This window comes from Pseudofrankia coriaricola (assembly GCF_032027725.1).
Lineage (GTDB): Bacteria > Actinomycetota > Actinomycetes > Frankiales > Frankiaceae > Pseudofrankia.
Genome location: NZ_JASNFO010000010.1, coordinates 21,101 through 43,026, shown reverse-complemented (window position 1 = coordinate 43,026; position 21,926 = coordinate 21,101). Strand labels below are relative to the sequence as shown.

The window sequence follows — 21,926 nt, the reverse complement described above, 5'->3', positions numbered from 1 at the left end:
ATGAGCTCCGCCCGTGGTGAGCAGGCCGGGTTCTCCTGGGACGAGCCGGAGGCGCCGTCCGGGCCGGCGGCGCTGCCGACCCCGCCGCTGCGGCTGCGCCGTGTGCATCTGCGTGGTGTCGGCCCGGACGGGGCTCGGTTCGATCCGCTGGACCTGGACTTCACCGCCCGCGACGGGGCGGCATCAAGGGTGCTGTTGTCGCTGACGAACACCGGTGGCAAGTCGACGCTGATCACGCTGGTGTCCAGCCTCGTCGTACCGGCCGCCCGTGCCCAGGTCGGCGGCAAGAACCTCGGCGACTACGTGCTGACCGGCGACACGTCGCATGTGATCTGCGAGTGGGAGGACGCGACCAGCCGTAGCCGCACCGTGACCGGCACGGTGATGGAGTGGCGCGACGGCCGTCGTCAGCCCGGCCACAAACAGCGGTCGACGACGCAGATGCGCCGCGCCTGGTACCTGTTCCGCACAGGGCCCGGCGACTACGGCGTCGACGACCTGCCCTTTGTCACCGATGGCCGGCGGACGACGTTCGAGGCCTTCGTCGGGCAGGTCTCCAGCGCCCTGTCGGCGCGGCCGCGCGCCCAGTGGGCGATGACGCAGACCCAGCAGGAATGGACCGAGACGCTGGAACGGCTCACCAGCATCGACCCGGTGCTGTTCGGTTACCAGATGCGGATGAACGACTCAGAGGCCGGCGCCGAGAAGCTGCTCGCCACGTTCGACTCGCCGGACAACGTCATCCGGTTCTTCGTCGCCGCGCTCAACGACGACCGCGAGCTAGCCGACTTCACCAGCACTCTCGCGCCGTATGCCGCCCTCGCCGTCCAGCGGCCAGGTCTGGAGGCACTGGCCGAGTTCGGCGCGCGGATCGGGCCGCGGGTCGAGATCGTCGGAGCACGTGCGGGCGCCGCGGAGGAGGCCGGTGGCCACACGGTACGGGCACGGCTCGCGGGCGGGGAGCACGCGGCGGCGCTCGACAACCGGGTCGACCGCGACCGACGCTCGCTCACGGAACTGGAGAGGTCGGCGCAGGCCGCGGTCGTGGCGCTCCAATCCGCCCGCCGCGAATACGGCCAGATCAGTGACATCCGCCTGCAGCTACTCCTGGAGGACGCCAGGGCGCGCCTCGCCAGCGCGGGCGAGACCGTCGAGCGCACGACGGCCGTGGCCCGCGCCGCGGCGGCGCAGGCCGACGCCTGGGAGGCCGTCGACCTCGTGCTCGACATCGCCCAGGCACGGACCGCCCGCGACGCGGCCCAGGCCGCATACGACGCGGCCGACGCCGGTCTGGAGCCGCTGCGGGCCGGCGCGCGGGACGCGAAGGCCGCGCTGGCCGGTCGCCTGCAGGCGCTCGCGGACGAGGCGCTGAGCAGCGCACGGACCGCCGACACCGAGGCCAAGGCCGCCGACGACGCCGCCGAGCAGGCGGTGACACGACGCACCGACGCCGGGCGCCGCGCGGACGACGCGAAGCGCCAGCTGGCCACGATCGACGAGGAGCGGGCGGCGGCCCAGACCGCGACCAGCGCCGCGGTCACGGCCGGCTGGCTGCACGACGGGGAGCGCCCGCAGCTGTGCCAGCGCCGGTGGGCGGACGCCGTCACGTCCGCCGAGGAGCAGGCGACGGCCTGGGACAAAGCAGCCGACGACGCGGAGAAGGCCCACCAGGCCGCGGTCACGGCCCTCGACGCGCTCGACCGCCGGCTCGGGGGCCTGCGCGCCGAGGCCGCCGACGCCGAGCGGACGCTGCGGGACTTCGACGACGACGTCGCCGGCCTCGCCGCTCACGAGACGCTGCGGGTACTCGTCGACGAGGGCCTGCGTGGCACCGACGAGGTGGCGCGGGCAGCGGCCGCGGCGGACGCCGCCGCCCGCAGTGCCGACCTGCGCGCCGCCGAACAGGAACGGCTGGCCGCCGAGGCGTCCGCCGAGCTCACCCACCTGGACGGAACAGGCACCGCGCCCGCCGGGGCAGATGCCCTCGCGGTCCTGGCCGCACTGGTCGACGCGCATGTCGGCGCGGTCACCGGCCTGGAGTGGATCGAGCACAACGTCGTCGACGCCGACGCCCGCCCGGCCTTCATCGCGGCCAACGCAGAGCTCGCCGGCGGCGTGGTCGTCCTCGACGCGGCCCGGTTCGACGCCGCCGCGTCGTCACTGGCCACCTCCGAGCTAGTCACGCGGACGCCGGTCACCGTCGTCACAGTGCCACAGTCCGCCGCGGCGGAGGCCGCGCTGACACCTGACGAGTCGCGTCGACACGTCGTCCTCCCCCATCGCGCGACCTGGGACCGGGCCTGGGCCCGGACCCGGCGCGACGAGCTGGAGACCGTCCGCTCCGCGGCCGCGGCGGCGGCGGGCATGGCCCGCGCGGCGGCGAGCGACCACCGGCGTGCTGCGGCGGCTGGCCAGCAGTTCGTCGCCCGCTGGCCCGGAGCGGACCGCGACGAGCTGGCGCGGCGTTCCCGCACCGCGGCCGACGAGGTCAACGCCGCCGAGGGCCAGCAGGAGACACTGCGTGCCGACCGGGACGGACATCTCGCACAGGCCGCCGACGCGCGCCAGCAGCGCGACGACGCCCGGGCCCGTGGCGTCACGGCCCACGCGAACGAGCAGGCCGCACAGCGGCTCATGACGGTCTGCACGCAGGCCGACCAGGCAGCCGAACGGCGGCCCGCGGCCGAACGGGACCGCCAGCGTGCCCTACGGGACGCCGACGACGCCCAGGAGGCCGAACGGTCGGCGCGCACCCGGTCCAAGGCGGCGACGGAGCTGGCCGCGCGGACCCGGGCAAGCCGCGACCCATGGCTGCGGGAACGGGCCGAGCTCGGCGTCGACGTGGCAGCCCCCGACCCAGGCGGCAGCCTCGAGGTCGTCCGGCGCGGCTGGACCGCCCTGCGTGACGAGCTCCACGACGCCGAGCGGGGCCTGGTGGAGGCCGGAGTCCTCGAGCGCGCCGGCCGGCACCTGGGCGAGCTGCAAGCTCGTCTGCCTCGGCACACCCCCGCGGCCATCGAGCGTGCCGAGGTCCTCGCCGGGACGATCGAGGCCTCGTCCGCCGAGTTGCGGACCGCCGCCCAGCGGCAGGCACGGCGGGACGCCAGCACCGCCGAGTCCGACCAGCTGCGCGCCGAGAGCGACCAGCGCGCAGCCGCCGCGACGGAGCGGTCGGCACGGCCCGCGGACCGGCCCAACCACGTCGACCTGGCCAACGTCCCGGAATGGCGGCCCGCGGACCCGGCGAATATCTTCGCGATCCTGGAACGCCTGGAGATCCGCAACGCCGAGCTGCTGGCCGCGCGGGAGGCCGCCGAGCGGGCCGAGACCGACGCCCGCGAGCTCCACGACCTCGTCGCCGCGGACGTGTCCGCCCTGGCCGACACCTCGGCGATGTGGACCGCCGACAAACCGCCGACCGTCGCGCTCTTCGACGCGACGAAGGACGCCGCCCGCACCCGCATGCGTGACCTGATCGCGACCCTGAACTCAGCGGAGAAGGCGGAGCGGCAGGCCCGCGACGCGCTGCGCGACGCGGTCGCAGACACCCGCGCCGCGGTCGCCGACCCACGCTGGCGCGACCTCGACGCCCCCGTCGCCATCCGCCTGCGCTCGCTGCGCGACGGCGAGCTGGTCACCGAGGCCACGGCCCTCACTCGGAAGATCGACATCATGACCCGGTCGGCGCGCGGCGACCTCGACTCCCTCGACACGCACCGGACCGTGATCCGGGACGGGCTGGTGTCGCTGTGCCGCGACCAGCGGCGCCTCCTGCGGGAGGTATCACGCTCATCGCGACTCCCCGACGGTCTCGGCGAGCTGTCCCTACGGCCCGCGGTGAAGATCCTTTTTGACGAGGCGCCGGCCGACGCCGCGGTCGCGAAGCTCTCCCAGCGGGTCGATGCCTGGGCCGTTGAGCTCGCCACGAACCCGAAACGCGCCTCATCGTCCGAGGTACGCGCCCGATGGCTCGCCGACGCGGTCCGTGACACCGTCATCGACCGTCCCAAGGCCGGCCCGTGGACCGTGGAAATCCTCAAGCCGCGCATCGACGGGAAAGTGCTGTACTGCCCGCCGGACCGCATCCCCCACGAGTTCTCCGGCGGCCAGGTCCTCACCCTCGCAGTGCTGGTCTACTGCGCTTTGTCCGGCGTCCGCTCCGCCCACCGCCCCGGCGGCGCCCGACCGCCCGGAACGCTGATCCTCGACAACCCGTTCGGCGCCGCGTCCGCCGAGGCATTGATCGCGATGCAGCACCGCCTCGCCGCGCACACCGGCCTACAACTGGTCTGCGCGACCGGGCTCAACGACGCCGGCGTCGACGCCGCGTTCACCGGCCCAGGATCGGTGATCGTCAAGCTGCGCAACGACGGTGACCTGCGACGCAACCTGTCGTTCCTGCGCCTGCGCGCCACCGTCGTCGACGGCATCGACATCGCCACCGCCCTCACCTCGGGACGCGACGTCGACGCGCAACGGAACTGGGTCGACGCGAGCGCCTACCGGATCGGCGGGTGAGCCGATGCTCGTCCGACAGACCGAAGTCGACGCGCTGCGCTCGGCACTGGTCGAACGCGACCAGGTGCGGGTACCGCTGGAAGCGTTGTGGCCGCTCTGGGCGATGGCCGCCCCACGCCTGGTCGGGAACGTCGGCCAGGTTGAGGGACTGTTCGTCGCGTTGAAAGCGCTGGAAGAGGCCGGCGTCGTCACCCTGCCCCTGCACGCCTGGGACACCACTACCAGGCCGGCGCTGCCTAAATCAATCACCGTTCCGGGCGCGCGGAAAGCCCCCGGCCAGCGGCCCTGGACCCGTTTCCCGTGGTGCGCCCGGATGGGCTGGGCCGCCTCGCTGCCGGCGCTCTCCGACGCCCAGTTCCGTGACCTCACTGCTGTCAACGACTGGCTCGTCCGCGCCGAGGCCTCGGGCGAGCCGCCGCAACAAGTGCTCCTGCGCTACCGGTCGGTCGAGCTGTTCGGCGACGAGAAACGGCTCGAAGCCCTCGCCCGGACAGAACTGTTCGGACCAGGACGACTCAGCCTCGGCCTCCTGCGCTGCCGACGTGTACCGGCGCCGCTGCCTGCCGCCGCGGTCGGACCAGGCACGGACCTGCTGGTCGTCGAGAACAGCGACACCTACTGGACCGCGGTCGACGTCCTCTCCGCCGCCGACAGACACCCCGTCGGCGCGGTGGCCTGGGGATCCGGGAAAACATTCCCCTCGCAGGTCGCCGCGCTCACGGTCGACGTCGCCGGCCGCGGCCCGGTGCAGGGGACCGTCTGGTACTGGGGCGACCTCGACCCCGCGGGCGTCACCACGGCCGCCGACGCGGCCGCCGCGGGCGCTGCCCACGAAATACTCGTCCGCCCGGCCGAGAGCCTGTGGGCAGCTATGGCGGACCGCCCGGTGCAGAACTCCGGTGGAGTTCCGTGGCCCCCCGACCTGGGGCGAGACTGGCTGGGGCCCGCGCTCTGGGCCCGCCTCAGCACGGTCCGGGACACATCGGGACGCGTCGCCCAGGAATCCGTACCAGCCGAAAGTCTCGCCGCCTGGGCGACAGGCCTCGGCCGCCCGCGGCGCTGAGGCCCGGTCCGGCACCGGACAGATAGCCAGGCGTTCCCCCAAACACGCTCCCGCGTGGCCACACTCTGTCCACAGCTCGAGGCACGGCGCCACTGAATTTCGTCCCCGACCCCGCCCCGCCGCAAGGCTCAGGAGCGGCGACGCCAGCGCGGGTTCAGAACTCGAACCATTACCCCACCGCCGGCCACTCTCACCAGTGAGCTCGTTCTCCCAGATCAGACGGAGGCAGGCCGGTGACGAACGCCCATTCCACTCCCCGCCCAGCCCGAGAACACAGCGGATGCTATCCGTGACGCAGTGGTGCTGATCTCCGCCGCTGTCGCCAACAGCAGACCCAGCCCCTACCAGCCAGCCACCGACCGCCACAACAGCCACCCCAGCGACCCCACCTCGAACGCAAGATCACGCCCACCCGGGGGGCTCGCAGATTATTAACGCGCTGTTTTGATCTTCGGTGTGAGGTTGATGGGACTGCCGCAGCCGGCCGGCGCAGCGGTCTGGGCTACCCATCAGCATGATCGATTGGTGTCTCGAGGTGTCCTACCGGTCCCTGCTTCCAGGGCTGCGACCACGATCGCGATCATGTCGACAGACGATGCGCGGCGACCGATGGTGCGAGAATCGGGTCATGGTTGAGCGGGACATCGCCGTGGTGGTCGTACGGCTCGCGGACTCATCTCCGCGCGAGGCGCACGACCTCGTGGTCGCCAACCCGTGGCTGTTTGACAGCGGCGTCGACGAGGCGATTGATGCCCTGCTGACCGTGGCCCGCCGGCAGGGCGACGGGCGTCGCGCCGAGAGACTGGAGCGAGGGCGAAGCGCGCTGCGGCGGTGCCGGGAATACGGAGCCGAGCGGGCGCTGATACGTGACGTTCTCGACCGCATCGAGTCGCTCGGCCCCACGGAGCTGGCCGACGCAGTGCGCGTGGTGACGGACGAGGACCTTCAGGCAGAGCTGCGCCGACGGATCGACGGGGCGATCGACATCGGCGATGTGCTCGCGTGGGATCACTGGCTGAGTGTGAGCATCGCGCTGGAACAGGCCGGCGGTCCACATTCGTCCCAGGTTGTCGCACCGGCCGGCATCGCGTGGGACGACGCCGAGCGCGACGTCTGGTGGGCGAGGCAGTTCCTCGATGAGCACGACGTCGAAGGGCAGCGGCAGATGCTGCGGGACGGGACGCTGCCGCTATCGCGGTCACGGCTCGAGCGGGTTCGGCTACGGTTTCGGGCCGCGCACCTGATCGCGGCACGTGAGCGGGATGCGCTCGAGGTCATCCACCTGCGCCGGAGTCTCGCCATGGCGCAGGTGGCAGCCGAGGCCGATCGGGATCCGGGCCTCGCCGAGGAGGTCCTCGCAGGGCGCCAGGACGTATTCGTCGAGGGGTACGTCCTGTGAACGTCGAAGGGCTGGTACTGCACGCGGAGGCGCTCATGGGCGTCGCAGACGAGCAGGACGTCCCGTGGCCGGAGCGCACCGCCGCGTTCGAGGAGGGCGCCAGCATCCTCATGGACGCGACGACCATGTCGGATGAGGTGGGGCACCTGGACCGTCTGCTCTACGTCGGCGACGGAGTCGTCACCACGCCATTGTTACGAGGCGAGCGCCTCGCCCCGCCGAGTCCCGATCTGATCAGCGCCTATCTGTGGATGGCCGAGGCCAACCTGGAGCTGTTCGAGTTCCGGATGCGGGTCACCGACCTGAGACAGGCCGCGACCGCGCTGCGAACCGCGGCCGACCTCCAAACCCTCCAGGGCGAGAACGACCCGGTTGTGGGCATGCGGTGCGCTGTCGTACAAGCGCGCCTCGCGGCCTACCGTACAGAGACTTTTGAAACGGACGGGGACCTGGCGGCGGCGACCGAGGCCCTGGACGCGGCCGGTGCCGACAACGCGGTCGCCGCCGGCTGGCTGGCCCGGTGCCTCCGGCTGCAGGCGGCTGCCTGCGCCGACCCGGAAGGCACCTTGCGCGGTGCGGTGCGGCTGCTGCAACAGGTGCTCCAGGCGCCGCTGCCGCAAACCCCCGTCCTGCCATGGCTAGAGGCCGCCTGGGGTGCCGACCTGGCGCGCTGCCAACTGGACATCTACGCGCTCACCGGCCTGCAGACCGACCTGAACATCGCCTTCAACTGGGCAACGCAGGCATTGGAGAAGCAGCGATCATCGGTACCGGCTGGCTGCGCGATGGCGCGAGCCGCGCGCATCGCGCTCGGCACCAAGATTCCCGTCGGCATCGAGGACGTCGAAGAGTGGCACGACGCGCTCATCCTGCTAGGCGGGCGGAACTGGCACGGCTGGCTGCTGGCGAGGGAGTACGCCGCCTGGTGCGGGAACGCCGGTCGGCCGGAAGGTGTCGTCCAGGCACGGTACGTCTACGACACCGCCCTCCAGACGGCCGAGGCCGAGTCGGGTCCGGCGGAACGTCGTACCTGGCTGCGCGAGATTGCCGCCCTCGCACCGCTGGTCACAGATCGGCTGTTCGCCGATGACACACCGGGAGCCACGGGCTACCGACTCGAACGCGGGCGGGCGTTGATCCTCCGCGAGCGGTTCGCCGACGAGTACACCGAGCTTCGCGAGGTCATCGCCGCCGGAATGGGGGGCCTCGCCTCGGAGCTGCGAGAAGCGTTGAACGCAACCAGGTCCGAGCGTATCGGCGTGCGCGGCCGCGACATCGCCGCCACCCGGCTGGCGCAGCTGACCGACCAGCTGCGCCGAGTGGTGGGGTTCGAGCGCTTCCGCGGCTGGCTCGAACCCGACGAGGTCGCCGAGTCAGCCGGCGGCGAGCCGCTCATCTACCTCCTGCCCGGGCCCACCGGCGGCTGGATGGTCGGGCACGACCCGGACAGCGGGTGGTTCCATCAGCACCTGCCGCTCTGCCGGACCGACGAGATCCCGGCGTCCGTGCGGCGTTTCCACAAAGTCATCCGCACCGCCACGCTCCCGGCGGGAGCCCGTCGGCATGCGGTGACCGCTGTCAGCAACTGGCTGTGGGACGCCGTCTACGTGCCCCTGCGGCCCCATATTGAGCGCCGAACGTGCCACGTCGTCGCCCACGGCTATCTCGCCAACCTCCCCATCCACGCGGCCCAGCGCGCGGATGGGTCCGCTCCCGCGGCGGTGCACGAGTCCGACATCCGCTACGTTCCCTCGGCGCGGTCGCTGGCGCACTCTCGCCGCACCCTCCAGGACGCTGACCCCCACGACCAGGTGTTCCTCGGCGTGCCGCCACCCAGCGGCGCCGCGATCGCCGCGGCCGAGCGCGAGATGGCCTTGGTCGCGCAGTGGTTCCCTCGGGCCGTCCTTCTTCGGGCCGGGGAACGGTCACGCGCCGACGTGGTCCGGGCTGCCCAGACCGCCGGCTGGCTGCACGCCTCCTGTCATGGCGTCGCGGATGCCAATGACCCGCTGAACTCCGGACTTCTGCTCGCTGGCGAGGAGCGGCTGACCCTGGGAGACCTCGCACGCGCGACCATCGGTCACCTCACTCTCGCCGTGCTGTCCGCCTGCCAAACCGCGGTCCCTGACCCCGAACTACCCAACGAGGAGCTCAGCCTCGCCGCCGGATTCCTCACGGCCGGCTGCGGCGCCGTCGTCGCCTCCTCCTGGCAGGTCCCCGACCAGGCCACCGGCGCGCTGATGACCCACTTCTACCGCGCCTGGCGCCGCGAGGGCCGGACACCGGCCGAGGCGCTGCGCACCGCGCAGCTGCGTCTCGCCGAGACTGGTGAGGACGCCGATGGGACGGCCGTAACCGCCTGGCGTGACCCGTACTTCTGGGCCAGCTTCCGTTACCTCGGCTGGTGAGCTCGGGCCCGCGACAACCGGGCCGTCTGCCTGCCACACTTGGCGCGTGAGCGAGCCCGAGACGCTGACCATCTACCTCCAGGCTGAAGGCGACGCCGACCTCATCGCCGACCAGCTTCGCGCGGCCGCCGCCGAGCTACCCGGCGCCGGCGCAGCCAGCGTCGAGATCGACGACGTCGAGCGCTCGACAGTCGACGTGCTCCAGTCGATCACACTCACCCTCACCGCCGCCGGAGGCGTCGTCGGCGCCACCAACCTCCTCATCGGCCAACTCACCGACCTGATCAAATCAGTGAAGGGTATCCGCGCCGCCTGGCGCGACACTGAAGATGGCCCGGTCCCGATCGACGTCACAGATACCGACAACGCGGACAGCGGCCAGTCGTAGAGCCGTTGGCGGGCGGCGGCGGTGTCGATACCCTGCCCGACGAACCCTGCCCGACGACAAGCAGCCCGATCGCTCGGTGGGCTCCGACCGGCTGGCCGTGCAGCTACCCGAACCGATCAACGACCCGGACCGGCTCACTCATCTCGACATCCGCCGACGTGACCGCCTCGGCGGCATCCTGCACGAGTACGAACATGCAGCCTGACCAGCCCGGACGTATTTGTCGGCAGGTACAGGGACAGGAGGTTCGAGATCCGCGCGGTCTGCCTGATTCCTCATCCGAGGAGGTCAGGCAGGTGTGCCAGACTCGCGGCTACCGGCGCCGCGCGGACCCAGCCAACAGCGCGACCGCGTCGAGCAGGTGGCCGCCGAGGACGTCGAGGTCGGCCGCGGCCAAGACGTTGCCGTTCGCGCGCAGCGTCGTCACGAGCGCCGCGGGCGAGCCGGGGCCTTCGACCGAGCCGACGGCGCAGATGACCTCCAGGTCGTAGCGCAGCGGCAGGTCCGGCTCGGGGTCGGCCGGCAGCAGGTCGTGCAGCGTGCGGTCGGTGACGGCCGCCCAGCCGCCGGCGGCGTCCGGTCGCTGGTCAAACCGGCCGAGGTAGTTGAACTCGATCGGGGAAACCGCCGCCGCGCGCAGCCGCGGATCGTCGCGGACGCTCTGGGCGAGCCCGAAGTCGAATCCCTGGTTCGGCACCGCCGCGAGGCGCCGCGCGGTCGCCGCCGCGGCCCGCCACAGGGCCGCGCCCTCGTCGGCCGCCGGCTCCTCGGCTCCCCCACTCCCCCGCGCGCCGTCGGCCTCGGCCGCGCCGTCGGGCGTGCCCGCGCCGTCGGCCTCGGCCATGCCGTCATGCGCGCCCCCGCCGTCGGGCTCGGGCGTGCCATCGGCCTCGGGCGCCGTGGGCACCCGGAACGGGAAGACGCTGGTGAACCAGCCCACCGTCGCCGACGTGTCGACATCGTTGGCATCGTTCGCCGGGGGGCGGTCGGCTCCCGCCGCCTCGTCGCCGGCCGCCGCGACGAGATGGTCGAACCGACCGTGGGACTCCAGGTCGACGACCACGTCGGGCAGCGCGGCGCGCCAGTGGCGGACCGCCCAGCCCAGCGCGGCGAGCAGCAGCTCGCGCAGGCCGACCTCGCGGCTCACCGCGCCGACCAGGGCCGCGGTCGCCTCCGGTGAGGCCGCGAACGTCGCGACCGTCAGGTCGGCGGCCCGGTCGCGTGCCGGGTCGGTGCGCCGCGAGCCCAGCGGCCGGTCCGCCCCGGCAAGCTCCGCGGCCCAGTAGGGCACCTGGCCCGCGACCTCGTCGGTTTGCGCGCGCCGGCGCGCCAGCTCGCCGAAGCGCCGGTAGCTGGTCAGCTCACCGGTCGCCTCGCTCGGTCGGGCCAGCGCCCGGAGCATGATCGCCCAGGACACCGCGTCGACGGCGAGATGGTGCACGGACAGCTGGAGCAGGTCGGCGTCCGGCAGGTACAGCGCGGCCAGCATCCGCCCACGGCCGGGGTCGACCCGGTCGATGGTGGCCCGGGCCTCGGCGCCGAGCGCGGACGCCGCGTCGCCGGGCACGACCCGCAGCACGTCGGCCGCCTTGACCGCCCCGACCGGATGGGTCTCCAGCGCGTCCCCTGCCGGCGCCAGCGCGGCGCGCAGCATCGGGTGGCGATCGAGCAGCATCTGCAGTGCCGCCTCGACGCCCGCTGTCCCGGTGCCGGGCGGCACCGCCAGCAACTGCGTCTGCGTGAAGCGGCGGAAGGAGCGAAGCTCCAGCAGCCACGTCGCGATCGGCAGCGGCGGCACCGCGCCCAGCCCCTCGTCCGCGAGCCCCGCCGGTCCGTTCGCCCCGCCGGCCGCGGTCCGAGCCGCCAGCGCGTCGGCGGCCTCGGCCAGGTCGCGGATGCCGCGGCTGACCGCCACCAGCCGCGGCGTGAGCACGACACCGACGGCCCGCGCCCTGCTCACCAGCGCGATCATCGAGATGCTGTCGAGCCCCAGGTCCGCGAGGTCCGCGTCGACGCCGGCGGGAGCCGCGCCGAGCAGCTCGGTCGCGACCGCCCACAGCGCGCGTTCGGTCGCGGTGGCCGGCTGCGCCTCGGCCGCCTCGGCCGCACCCACGCCCACGCCGCCCGGACCGCCGGCGGCGAGCGCCTCGAGGGCGCGGGCGTCCACCTTGCCGTTGGCGGTCATCGGCAGCGTGTCGACGAGCACGAACCGCGCGGGCACCAGGTGCGCGGGCAGCCGGTCCGCCAGCTGGGCGCGCAGGGTGGCCGGCGACGGCGAGGCCGGGGCGGCGACGCCGCCGGCCGGGACGACGAAGGCGACGAGGGCCTGGCCGGCGCCTCGCGCCACCGCCCGGACGACGGCCGTCGACACGCCGGGCACCGCGCGCACCGCCGCCTCGATCTCCGCCGGCTCGACCCGGTAGCCCCGGATCTTGACCTGGTCGTCGTCGCGGCCCAGGTACTCCAGCGTGCCCGCCGCCGCGCGGCGCACGACGTCGCCCGTGCGGTACATCCGTTCCCCGGGCTGGAAGGGGTCCGCGACGAAGCGCCCGGCGGTGTGCCCGGGCCGGCCCAGGTAGCCCCTGGTCAGCTGGTCGCCGCCCAGGTAGAGCTCGCCGACCACACCCGAGGGGGCCAGCCGCAGCCGGGAGTCGAGGACGTAGGAGCGCATGCCGGCCACCGGGTGGCCGATGCTCGGCTCGGCGGTGTCGGCGAGCGCGGCCGACGCCGCGTCGACCGTCGTCTCGGTCGGCCCGTAGAAGTTGTGGACGGCCGTGGTCGGCAGCGCGCGCAGCCGGTCCCACACGTCGGGCCCGACCGCGTCGCCGCCGAGTCCCAGCACCGCGAGGGGGCAGCGCTCCCCATCCGGCGTGGCTTCCAGCAGGCCGGCCTGCGCGAGATGGCCGAACATCGACGGCGACGTCTCGATCATGTCGAGGCCGAACCGCCTGACGCCGTCCACGAGCCTGGCCGGGTCGCGCTGTTCCTCCGCGTCGAACACGTGCAGGGCGTGCCCGGCCAGCAGCGCCAGCGTCGGCTGCCAGGACGCGTCGAAGCTCATCGACCAGGCATGGCCGACCCGCAGCGGCCGGCCGAGGCGGCGGGCCGCCGGCTCGTACACGCGGGCGCGGTGGTCGGCGAGCAGGGCGGCGATCCCCCGGTGCGTGCCCACCACGCCCCGGGGCTCGCCCGTCGAGCCGGACGTGAAGATCGTGTAGAGCGCCTGGTCGGGCAGCACCCGCACGGCCGGCCGCTCGGCGGGCCGGCCGGCCACCGACGCGGCCGTCCCCGGGCCGTCCAGGTTCAGGACGGGCACGGCGCGGCCCGGCAGCGCGTCCGCGGCGGCGATCGCGAGCACCGCCGAGGTCCGGTCGACCAGCGTGGCCAGGCGCGCCGCGGGCACCGGCCACTCGACGGGGACCGACGTGCCGCCGGCCAGCGCCACCGCCAGCAGCGCCACGACGAAGCGCGGGCCGCGCGGCAGCGCGATGACGACCGCGTCCTCCTGGCCGACGCCGCGCGCGCCCAGCTCGTACGCGAGCCGCGCGGCGGCCGCGCCGAGCTCGCCATAGCCCAGCCGGCCGGGTTCGGCGCCCCCGCTCGGGTCCGCGTGCGCCGCGGGCCCGGTGGACCAGGTCATGGCCAGCGCCGCTGGCGTGTCCTGGACGTGCCGCCAGAACAGGTCGCCGACGGTCGCCGGCTCGTCGCGCCCCGCGTCCGCCGAGCCGGCCGTCCTGCCCGCCTCGGCGGGCGCGGGCGGGCCGGTAGGAGTGCGCTGTGCACCGCCCTCATCAGACTCGGCATCGGCGTCCGGGCCGCGAGACGGCTTCGCCGGAGTGAGCAGGATGGTGCGTTCGCCGGGCAGCAGGATGTCGAGCGTGTCCGGGTCGGCGTCGGCGTGGCCGGGCAGTGAACGCAGGACCTGGAGCAGCCGCTCGCCGAGCTGGCCCGGGTCGATGGTGGGCAGGAGGTCGGCGCGGTGCTCCAGCACGACGCGCAGCTCGCCGTCGGCGAGGTAGGGCACCAGCGTGAGCGGGTAGTGGGTGAGGCTGTCCAGCCGCAGCGGCGTGAACACCACCCCGTCCGGTGCGCGCACGACGTCCGCCATCGACCCGCGCGGGGCGTTCTGGAACACCATCAGGGTGTCGAACAGCTCGGGATGGCCGGACAGGCGTTGCAGCGCGGCGAGGCCGACGCCGCCGTGCGCCCGCATGCCGACCACCCGGCGCTGCAGGTCGACGCAGCCCTGCCGGACGGTGTGGGCGGTGTCGAGCCGCGCCCGGACCGGCACGGTGTTGATGAACAGGCCAACCATGTCCTCGACGCCGGTGAGCTGTTCGGGCCGGCCGGCGACGGTCGCCCCGAACACCACGTCGCGGCGGTCGGTGAGCCGGCCGAGCAGCACCGCCCAGGCGAACTGGGCGAGCGTGTTGACGGTGAGCCCGCTCTCACGCGCCCAGCCCACCAGCCGCGCGGTGTCGGCGGCGTCCATGCCGACCTCGACCGACACCGGCAGCGCGGCGGCCGTGCCGCGGCGGCCGGGGGCGAGGATCGACGGCTCGGCCAGCCCGCCGAGGTAGTCACGCCAGGCGGACCGGGCCAAGCCCGGGTCCTGGCGCCCGAGCCAGGCCACGTAGTCGCGGTACGGCCGGACCGCCGGCAGGTGGTCGGTCCGGCCGTCACCGAGGTAGCCGGCGACCAGGTCGCGCAGCATGGTCGGCACCGACCAGCCGTCGACGACGATGTGGTGCACCGTCCCGATCAGCCGGTGATGGCCCGGCTCGGTCGTGGCGAGGGCGAAGCGCATCGCGGGGCCGGCGGCGAGGTCGAACGGGACGCGGCGCTCCCGGTCGGCGAGCGCGTCGAGCTCGGTGCGCGCGCAGGTCACCTCCCGCCAGGCAGGCGCGGCGCCGTCCGGCACGATCTGCACCGGGTGCGGCAGGTCGCGGTCCCAGAACGACACCCGCAGGTTCGGGTGCCGGTCCAGCAGCGCCACCGTGGCGCGCCGCAGCCGGTCGACGTCGAGAGGCCCGTCGATGTCGGCGACGAACTGGATCGTGTACGGGTCGACGGCGCCCGGCTCGCGGGCCTGCGCGAGCGCGTACAGCCCGGTCTGCAGCGGGGTCAGCGTGAGGACGTCGACGATCCGGCGGCGCGACGCGTCAGTCGTGCTCGCGTCGGTCGTGCTCGCCTCGGCGGTGCTCATCGGGCCCTCCAGGCGCGCTCGAGCGCGGCGAGATCGGTCGCGTCCAGCCCGGACGCGCTCATCGGGTCGGTCTCGGGCGCGAGCCAGTCGTCCAGCCCGTCGCTGTCCGGGCCGCCCGGCTCGCCGTCACCGGGCGCCGTGCTGTCGGCGCGGGCCGCGTCGATCGCGGCGGCGACAGCCTCGACCGTCTCGTGCTCGAACAGCAGCCTGGGCTCCAGGGGCAGGCCGGCCTCCCGCGCCTTCGCGGACACCTGGATCGAGACGATGCTGTCGCCGCCGAGGGCGAAGAACCGGTCCGAGCGGCCGACCCGCGGCACGTCCAGCACCTCGGCGAGGATCGCGGCCAGGGCGCGTTCGGTGTCGGTCATGAGCTCGTCGGCGACCGCCGTCGCCGCCAGGTCCGGCGCGGGCAGGTCCGGTCGGTTGATCTTCCCGGACCTGGTCAGCGGCAGCTCCGCCAGGACGACCACCGCGGCGGGCACCGCGTAGCTCGGCAGCCGTTCGGCGACGTGTGCCCGGACCAGGTCCGCGAAGGCCCGGTCATCCGCGCCGCCGGCCGGTGGAGCCCCGCCGGGCGTGTCGACGGCCGAGGTGTCGACGGTCCACGAGTCGACGGCATTCGCCGCGTCCGCCGGTGACGCCGCGGTGGCGCTGGTGGCGGCGCGGACGACGTAGCCCACGATGGCGTCGGCGCCGTGCAGCGGGTGCAGGCGCGCGGCGGCGGCACCGACGCCGGGCGCGGCCCGCAGCGCCGCCTCCACCTCGCCGAGCTCGATCCGGAAGCCGCGGATCTTGACCTGGTGGTCCACCCTGCCGGCGAAGCGCAGCCGCCCTTCCGCGTCCCACCAGCCGCGGTCGCCGGTGCGGTAGAGCCGTCCGCCCGGCTCGGTGGCGAACGGGTCCGCGACGAACCGGCTGGCGGTCAGGCCGGGGCGCCGCCAGTAGCCGCGGGCGAGCTGCGCGCCGGACACGCAGACCTCCCCCACCGTGCCCGGCGGCACAGGGCACAGGAGGTCGTCGAGGACCACGATCCGCGTGCCGGGGACCGGCCGCCCGGCGGCGAGCCGGCCGGGCATGACGGTCGCGCGCACGATCGCCCCGGCCGTCTCGGTCGTCCCGTACGAGTTCACCAGGTGGCTCTCGGGCGCCGCCGCGGCGAGCCGGTCCAGCAGCGGGTCCAGCAGCGGCTCGCCGCTGCAGACCCAGCGGCGCACCGAGCCGACCGCGTCGGGAGCCGTGTCGACGAGCGCGCTGACGGCGCTGGCCACCATCGTCACCTGGCCGACCGGGTGTGCCCGCAGGAGCCCAGCCAGCGCGGACAGGTCCCGGGCCTGCTCGTCGTCGGCGAGCAGCAGCTCGGCGCCCGCCGCGACGGCGGCGAGCAGCTCCAGCGGGCCGTCGAGAAAGCTCAGCGCGCCCTGCGCGAGGCGCACGTCCGGTTCGTCGACGGGATACCGCCGGGGCTGCCAGGCGAGCCGGTTCGCCATGGCGCGCTGGGTGCCGACGACACCCTTGGGCAGGCCGGTGGACCCGGAGGTGAACAACAGGTAGGCCGCATGGTCGCCACGCAGGCCTAGCTCGCCCGGCGGATCGGCGTCGGCGATGGCGGCCTGGGTGGCCGGGTCGTCGAGCACGACGCGCGGCGTGCCCACGGCCTTGGCCCCGGCGCCGGGGGCGGGCAGCAGGTCGGCGACCGCCTCGGTGGTGAGCACACAGACGGCCTCGGCGTCGGCGAGCATGAAGGCGAGCCGCTCGGCCGGGAGGCGCAGGTCGAGCGGGAGGAAGGCCGCGCCGGACTTCATCACGGCGACCAGCGCCACGAGCATGTCGAGCGTGCGGGGCAGCGCGACGGCGACGAAGGTGTCCGGCCCGGCGCCGAGCGTGCGCAGGTGGCCGGCGAGCCGGTCGGCGCGCTCGTGCAGCGTCGCGTGGTCGATCGTCGCCCCACCGCACCGCACCAGCCCCCCGGCGGGCGCGGCGCGGCGCGCCTGTTCGAGCAACTCGGGCACGGTCGCGGGTACGGGCTCGACCGCCAGCTCGGGCTCCGGGTCGGGCCAGCTCCACGCGTCCAGCGAGGCACGCTCCCGCGGGGACAGCACGTCGATCGCGGGAAGCGGGCTGTCGGGGGTGGTCGCGAGCGCGTCGAGCACCCGCAGCAGGCGGTCGGCCATGGTCCGCACGGTGGCCTGGTCGTACAGCTCGACGCGGTAGTTGATCCCGCCGCCGAAGCCGTCACCGTCGGCGTAGAAGTCGAACGTCAGGTCGAACTTGGCCGTCGCGTCGACCGGGGCCTCCGTGCGCAGCGTCGTGCCGCGCTCGTCCAGCGCCGTGCTGGTCAGCCCGGACTCGCGCAGGTGCACCAGCACCTGGAACAGCGGGTGGCGGGCCGTGGTGCGCGCCGGGTTGACCGCGTCCACCAGCCGTTCGAACGGGAGGTCCTGGTGGGCGAGGGCCGCGAGCGCGAGCGCCCGGGTCCGCCGTAGCAGCTCCCGCCCCGTCGGCGCGCCCGACAGGTCGTTGCGCAGGACCAGGGTGTTCACGAACATGCCGACGGTCCGCCCGACCTCTGGGCGGGTGCGGCCGGCGACGGGCGTGCCCAGCGGGATGTCGGTGCCGGCGCCGAGCGCGCGCAGGGTGAGCGCCACGGCGGTCTGCAGCACCATGAACTCGGTCGCGTCCGTCTCCCGCGCGAGCTGGGCCAGCCGCTGGCGCAGCGCCGGCGGCACCCGCAGCGCCACCGTGTCGCCCTGGTCGGACTGGACGCGGGGCCGGGGCCGGTCGCGGCCCACTGCGGTGTCCTCGGGCAGGTCCGCGAGCGCCTGGCGCCAGAACGCGACCTGCTCCTCCTCGAGGGTGGGCCGGCCGCCGTCCTCCCGGCTCGGCCGCGCCGCCTCGTCCGAAGGCTCTTCCGGCACCCGCGGAGTGAACATCTCGCGTTGCCACAGGGCGTAGTCGACGTACTGGACGGGCAGCGGGTCCCAGCCCGGCGCGGCACGGGCGACGCGGGCCCGGTAGGCGGTGACCATGTCCTGGAACAGGACCGGCGCCGACCACTCGTCGGCCGCGATGTGGTGGACGACCACGCTCAGCCAGTGCAGCCGGGGCCCGACCCGCAGCACGGTCGCCCGGATCGGCGGCGCGGCCGACAGGTTGAACAGGTGCCCGGCGAGACTCGCCAGCTGGTCGCGCAGCGCCCCGCGCGGATCCGGCTCCCCCGTCAGGTCGACCACCGGCACGTCCAGCGGGAGCGCCGGCCAGATCTCCTGGTGAGGCACCCCGTCGGCCTCCGGGTAGACGGTGCGCAGCACCTCGTGCCGGTCGGTCACGTCGCGCAGCGCCGCGGCCAGGGCGTCGACGTCGAGCTCGCCGTCGACGCGGGCGGTGAACGGGATGTTGTAGGTGCCGCGCGGACCCTCGACCCGGTAGCCGACCCACTGCCGCAGCTGGGCGTAGGACAGCGGCGGCCGTTCGGGCCGGTGCGGGTGGGCGACGATCGGCGGCAGTTCCGGGCGGTCGGGGGTGACGCCGGCGAGCCGTGCGTCGACCAGGGCGGCGAGACCGGCAGGGGTCGGCGCCTCGAACGCGTCGGCGAGCCGCAGGCGCACCCCGGTCCGCGCCTCGACGGCGGACAGCAGTGACGTCGCCAGCAGCGAGTGCCCGCCGAGCTCGAAGAACCCGGCGTCCACGCCGACGCGGTCGCGCCCGAGCGTCTCGGCGAACGCCGCGCACATGAGCTTCTCGGTCTCGGTCGACGGCTCGCGGTCCGACTGGCCCGAGGACAGGTCCGGGACGGGCAGCGCGGCCCGGTCGGCCTTGCCGTTCGCGGTGACGGGGATCTGCCCCATCCGGACGAACGCGGCCGGCACCATGTGGGCGGGCAGCGCGCGGGAGAGGTGGTCGCGCAGCTGTCCCTCAAGCCCGCCGGGGCCGGACCAGTCCCGCTCCCAGCGCTCGGCGGACCGGTTGCTGGCGGGCACCACATAGGCGACGAGAACTGTCCCCAGGCGCTCGGCCTCCGTGGCCAGGACGACGCACTGGCGCACCTCGGGGTGGCGGGCGAGCACGGCCTGGATCTCCCCGAGCTCGACGCGGAACCCGCGGATCTTCACCTGCTCGTCGGCGCGGCCGGCGAACTCCAGCTCGCCGCCGGCGTTCCAACGGCCCAGGTCACCGGTGCGGTAGAGCCGCCCGCCGCCCGGCCGGACGGGGTCGGCGATGAACCGCGACGCGGTCAGGCCCGGCCTGCCCAGGTAGCCGCGGGCGAGCTGGCCACCGCCGATGTAGATCTCCCCGACAGTGCCGGGCGGCACGAGCCGCAGGCGCTCGTCGAGGACGTAGACCTGGGTGTCCGCCTTGGGCACGCCGATCGGCACCGTGCGGGTGCCCTGCGGCGCGTCCACGACGTAGCGGGTCGCGGCGAGCGTGGTCTCGGTCGGGCCGTAGAAGTTGTGCAGGCTGGCGTCGAAGGTGCGCCGGAACCGGTCGGCCAGCTCCCCCGGCAGCGCCTCACCGCCGATCGGCACCAGGCGCAGCGACTTCCAGTCCGCGGTGCCCGGCAGGCTGAGGAACAGGTCGAGCAGCGAGGGGACGAAGTGCATCCAGCTGATGCGCTGCTCCTCGAGCAGCCCGGTCAGGTATGGCAGGTCCTGCAGTCCGCCGAGACGCGGCAGGACGAGGCGCGCGCCAGCGCACAGCGGCCCGAACAGCTCGCCGACCGAGACGTCGAAGCTGGGCGAGGCCACCTGCAGCAGCGCGTCGTTGGCGCCGACCGAGTACTCCTGCCTCAGCCAGGAGAAGTGGCCGCAGATGGCCGCGTGCGAGACGGGTACGCCCTTCGGCGCCCCCGTCGAGCCGGACGTGTAGATGACGTACGCCGTGTTGTCCGGCAGCAGCGGGCGGACCCGGTCGGCGTCGGTGGGCTCGGTGGCGGGCAGCCCCGGGTCGTCCAGGTCCAGCGGCCCGTCCAGGACGAGGCGCGGTCTCGCGTCGGCCAGCATGTACTCGATGCGGTCCGCTGGGTACTCGGGGTCGACGGGCAGGTAGGCGGCGCCGCTGGCGACGACGCCGAGCGTCGCGACGACCATGTCCAGGCCGCGGGGGTAGCGCAGCGCGACGACGTCCTCGGTGCCGATTCCCTGCCGGATCAGCCGGTGCGCGAGCCGGTAGGCGCGGGCGGTCAGCTCGGCATAGGTGAGGGTGGCCTCGTCGGCGACGACCGCCGGGGCGTGCGGGGTGCGCCGAGCCTGCTCGGCGACGAAGGCCGGCAGCGTCGGCGCCACCATCGTGACGGGACGGCCGGTCGAGAAGCCCAGCAGCTCGGCGTGGCGCCGATCGCTCAGCACCCGCAGGTCGCCGACGGCGGTGCCCGGCCCGCGGACAGCCGCGCCGAGCAGGACGACGAGCTCCTCGAGCAGGCGGCTCGCCATCTGGTCGGGCAGGACGCCCGGCTGGTAGGTGGCCTCCAGCAGCCAGGAGTCGTCGGCGGTCGGCTGTGCCATCACCTCGAACGGCAGCTGCGCGACGGCGCCGTGCAGGTCGAGCCGCTCGGAACGCAGACCGGGCACGGTGAGCCCCGTCCACGCGCCGGAGCGGGCGCCGAACCCGACGCGCGCGAGCGTGTCCAGCCCGCCGCCCCGGTTGGCGAGCGCCTCGGCGACGATGCGTTCCAGGCCGACGCCCTGGTGCGCGAACGCCCCGGCGCACACGTCCCGGGTGTGCTCGACGAGCGCCTGGAACGAGCCGGCGCCGGCGACCTGGATCCGCAGCGGGAGCGTGTTGCCGAAGTAACCGAGCGCGCCCGCGGCGCGCTGGCTCGGCCGGTCGACGACGGGGGTGACGACGACCAGGTCCGTCGCGCCGGTGACGCGGTGGGTCAACGCGGCGAACGCGGCGGTGAGCACGGCGAACGGGGTGGCGCGCAGCGACCGAGCGAGGGAGCGGACCTGGGCGGCGACGTCGGCGGGCACCTCCGCCTGGCGGTGCCCGCTCGCGCCCGGCGTGCTGGCCGTGGCGGCGGAGCCGGGTGCGGCGGCGGCCGTCCGCGTGAGCTCGCCCGGGAGTTCGAAGGGCTCGATCGATCCCGCGAGCGCGTCGTGCCAGTAGGCCAGGTCCGCGGCGGCGGAATCGGCGCCGGGACGCGCGGACGGGTCGAGAACCTGCAGGTCCAGGTACTGGGCCGGCGAGGTCGGGCCGGTGGCGCCGGTGGCGTACGCCTGGGAGAGGTCGGCGAAGAACGGCTCCCAGCAGTCGTCGTCCCAGGCGATGTGATGCGCGACCAGCAGCAGGACGTGCTCGTCGTCGCCGGTGCGCAGCAGGGTCAGCCGCAGCGGCGCGTCGCGGGTGAGGTCGAACGGACGGGTGAACTCGCCGGCCGCGAGCCCGCGCACCCGAGCCTCCCGGGCGTCCGCCGGCAGCGCGCGCAGGTCGTCCGCGGCGAGCGGGAGCGCGGGTGCCGCCTGGACGGTCTGGAACGGGGTGCCGTCGGCGTCCGCGTGGTACGTGGTGCGCAGGATCTCGTGCCGCTCGGCGACGGCGGCCGCGGCACGTGCCAGCCGGTCCCGGTCGAGCTCGCCGGCCAGCCGCATGGCCACGCCCACGTTCAGGTCGGCGCGGCCGGCGTCGACCTGGTGCAGGAACCACATGCGCCGCTGGCCGGATGACAGCGGGTAGCGGTCGTCGCCGCCGCGCCTCGCGGGCGCCGCGACGGCCGGCTCCTGGTCGGTCAGGCCGCGCTCGGTCAGGGTTCGGCGCAGCAGCGCGCGCCTGCGGTCGGTGTCGTTCCCCATGCCTCGTCGGCCTCCCGAGTCGCGCAGTCAGCAATGTCAGGTCGTCTTTGGTGCGGCGGCGGTACTGGTGGCCGGCTGCCGCCTGGCCGTCGGGCCGCGTGGCCGAAGAAGAGCGCGGCCCGACGGCCAGTGGGCGGGTGCAGGGCCCCGCGGGCCGGC

At 74.5% G+C, this 21,926-nt stretch carries 8 protein-coding genes; 6 read left to right on the top strand and 2 right to left on the bottom strand.

The annotated features are described in order from the left end of the window. From QOZ89_RS07540 to QOZ89_RS07515, 6 genes are all read left to right on the top strand, one after another. Nucleotides 1–4,518 (top strand): hypothetical protein, encoded by a 4,518-nt coding sequence (locus QOZ89_RS07540; protein WP_312623380.1) that lies wholly within the window; start codon nt 1–3, stop codon nt 4,516–4,518. Nucleotides 4,519–4,522: 4 nt separating this feature from the next. Next, a complete protein-coding gene (locus QOZ89_RS07535; protein WP_071051104.1) occupies nt 4,523–5,581 on the top strand; it encodes a hypothetical protein in 1,059 nt (352 codons plus the stop codon). 700 nt (nt 5,582–6,281) lie between these two features. After that, a complete protein-coding gene (locus QOZ89_RS07530) occupies nt 6,282–6,980 on the top strand; it encodes a hypothetical protein (RefSeq protein WP_131804109.1) in 699 nt (232 codons plus the stop codon). Continuing rightward, nucleotides 6,977–9,388 carry a CHAT domain-containing protein gene (locus QOZ89_RS07525; RefSeq protein ID WP_312623379.1) on the top strand — a complete coding sequence of 804 codons (2,412 nt, stop codon included), beginning with the start codon at nt 6,977–6,979 and terminating at the stop codon, nt 9,386–9,388. Before QOZ89_RS07530 ends, QOZ89_RS07525 begins: the two co-directional genes overlap by 4 nt. Nucleotides 9,389–9,434: 46 nt before the next feature. Beyond that, nucleotides 9,435–9,776, top strand: coding sequence for a hypothetical protein (locus tag QOZ89_RS07520; protein WP_071051101.1), 342 nt, complete (start codon nt 9,435–9,437; stop codon nt 9,774–9,776). Between the two features lie 76 nt (nt 9,777–9,852). Continuing rightward, entirely contained in the window at nt 9,853–9,981 is a 129-nt protein-coding gene (locus QOZ89_RS07515) for a hypothetical protein (RefSeq protein WP_274536579.1), read from the top strand. A 108-nt stretch (nt 9,982–10,089) separates the two neighbouring features. Here the strand turns inward: QOZ89_RS07515 and QOZ89_RS07510 are convergent, their stop codons facing one another. Both QOZ89_RS07510 and QOZ89_RS07505 read right to left on the bottom strand, forming a co-directional pair. Beyond that, complete coding sequence (locus tag QOZ89_RS07510; protein ID WP_312623378.1) at nt 10,090–14,982, bottom strand: non-ribosomal peptide synthetase; 4,893 nt, start codon at nt 14,980–14,982, stop codon at nt 10,090–10,092. Then, entirely contained in the window at nt 14,979–21,767 is a 6,789-nt protein-coding gene (locus QOZ89_RS07505) for a non-ribosomal peptide synthetase (protein ID WP_312623377.1), read from the bottom strand. The genes QOZ89_RS07510 and QOZ89_RS07505 overlap by 4 nt, the downstream gene beginning before the upstream one ends. Nucleotides 21,768–21,926: the final 159 nt, after the last annotated feature.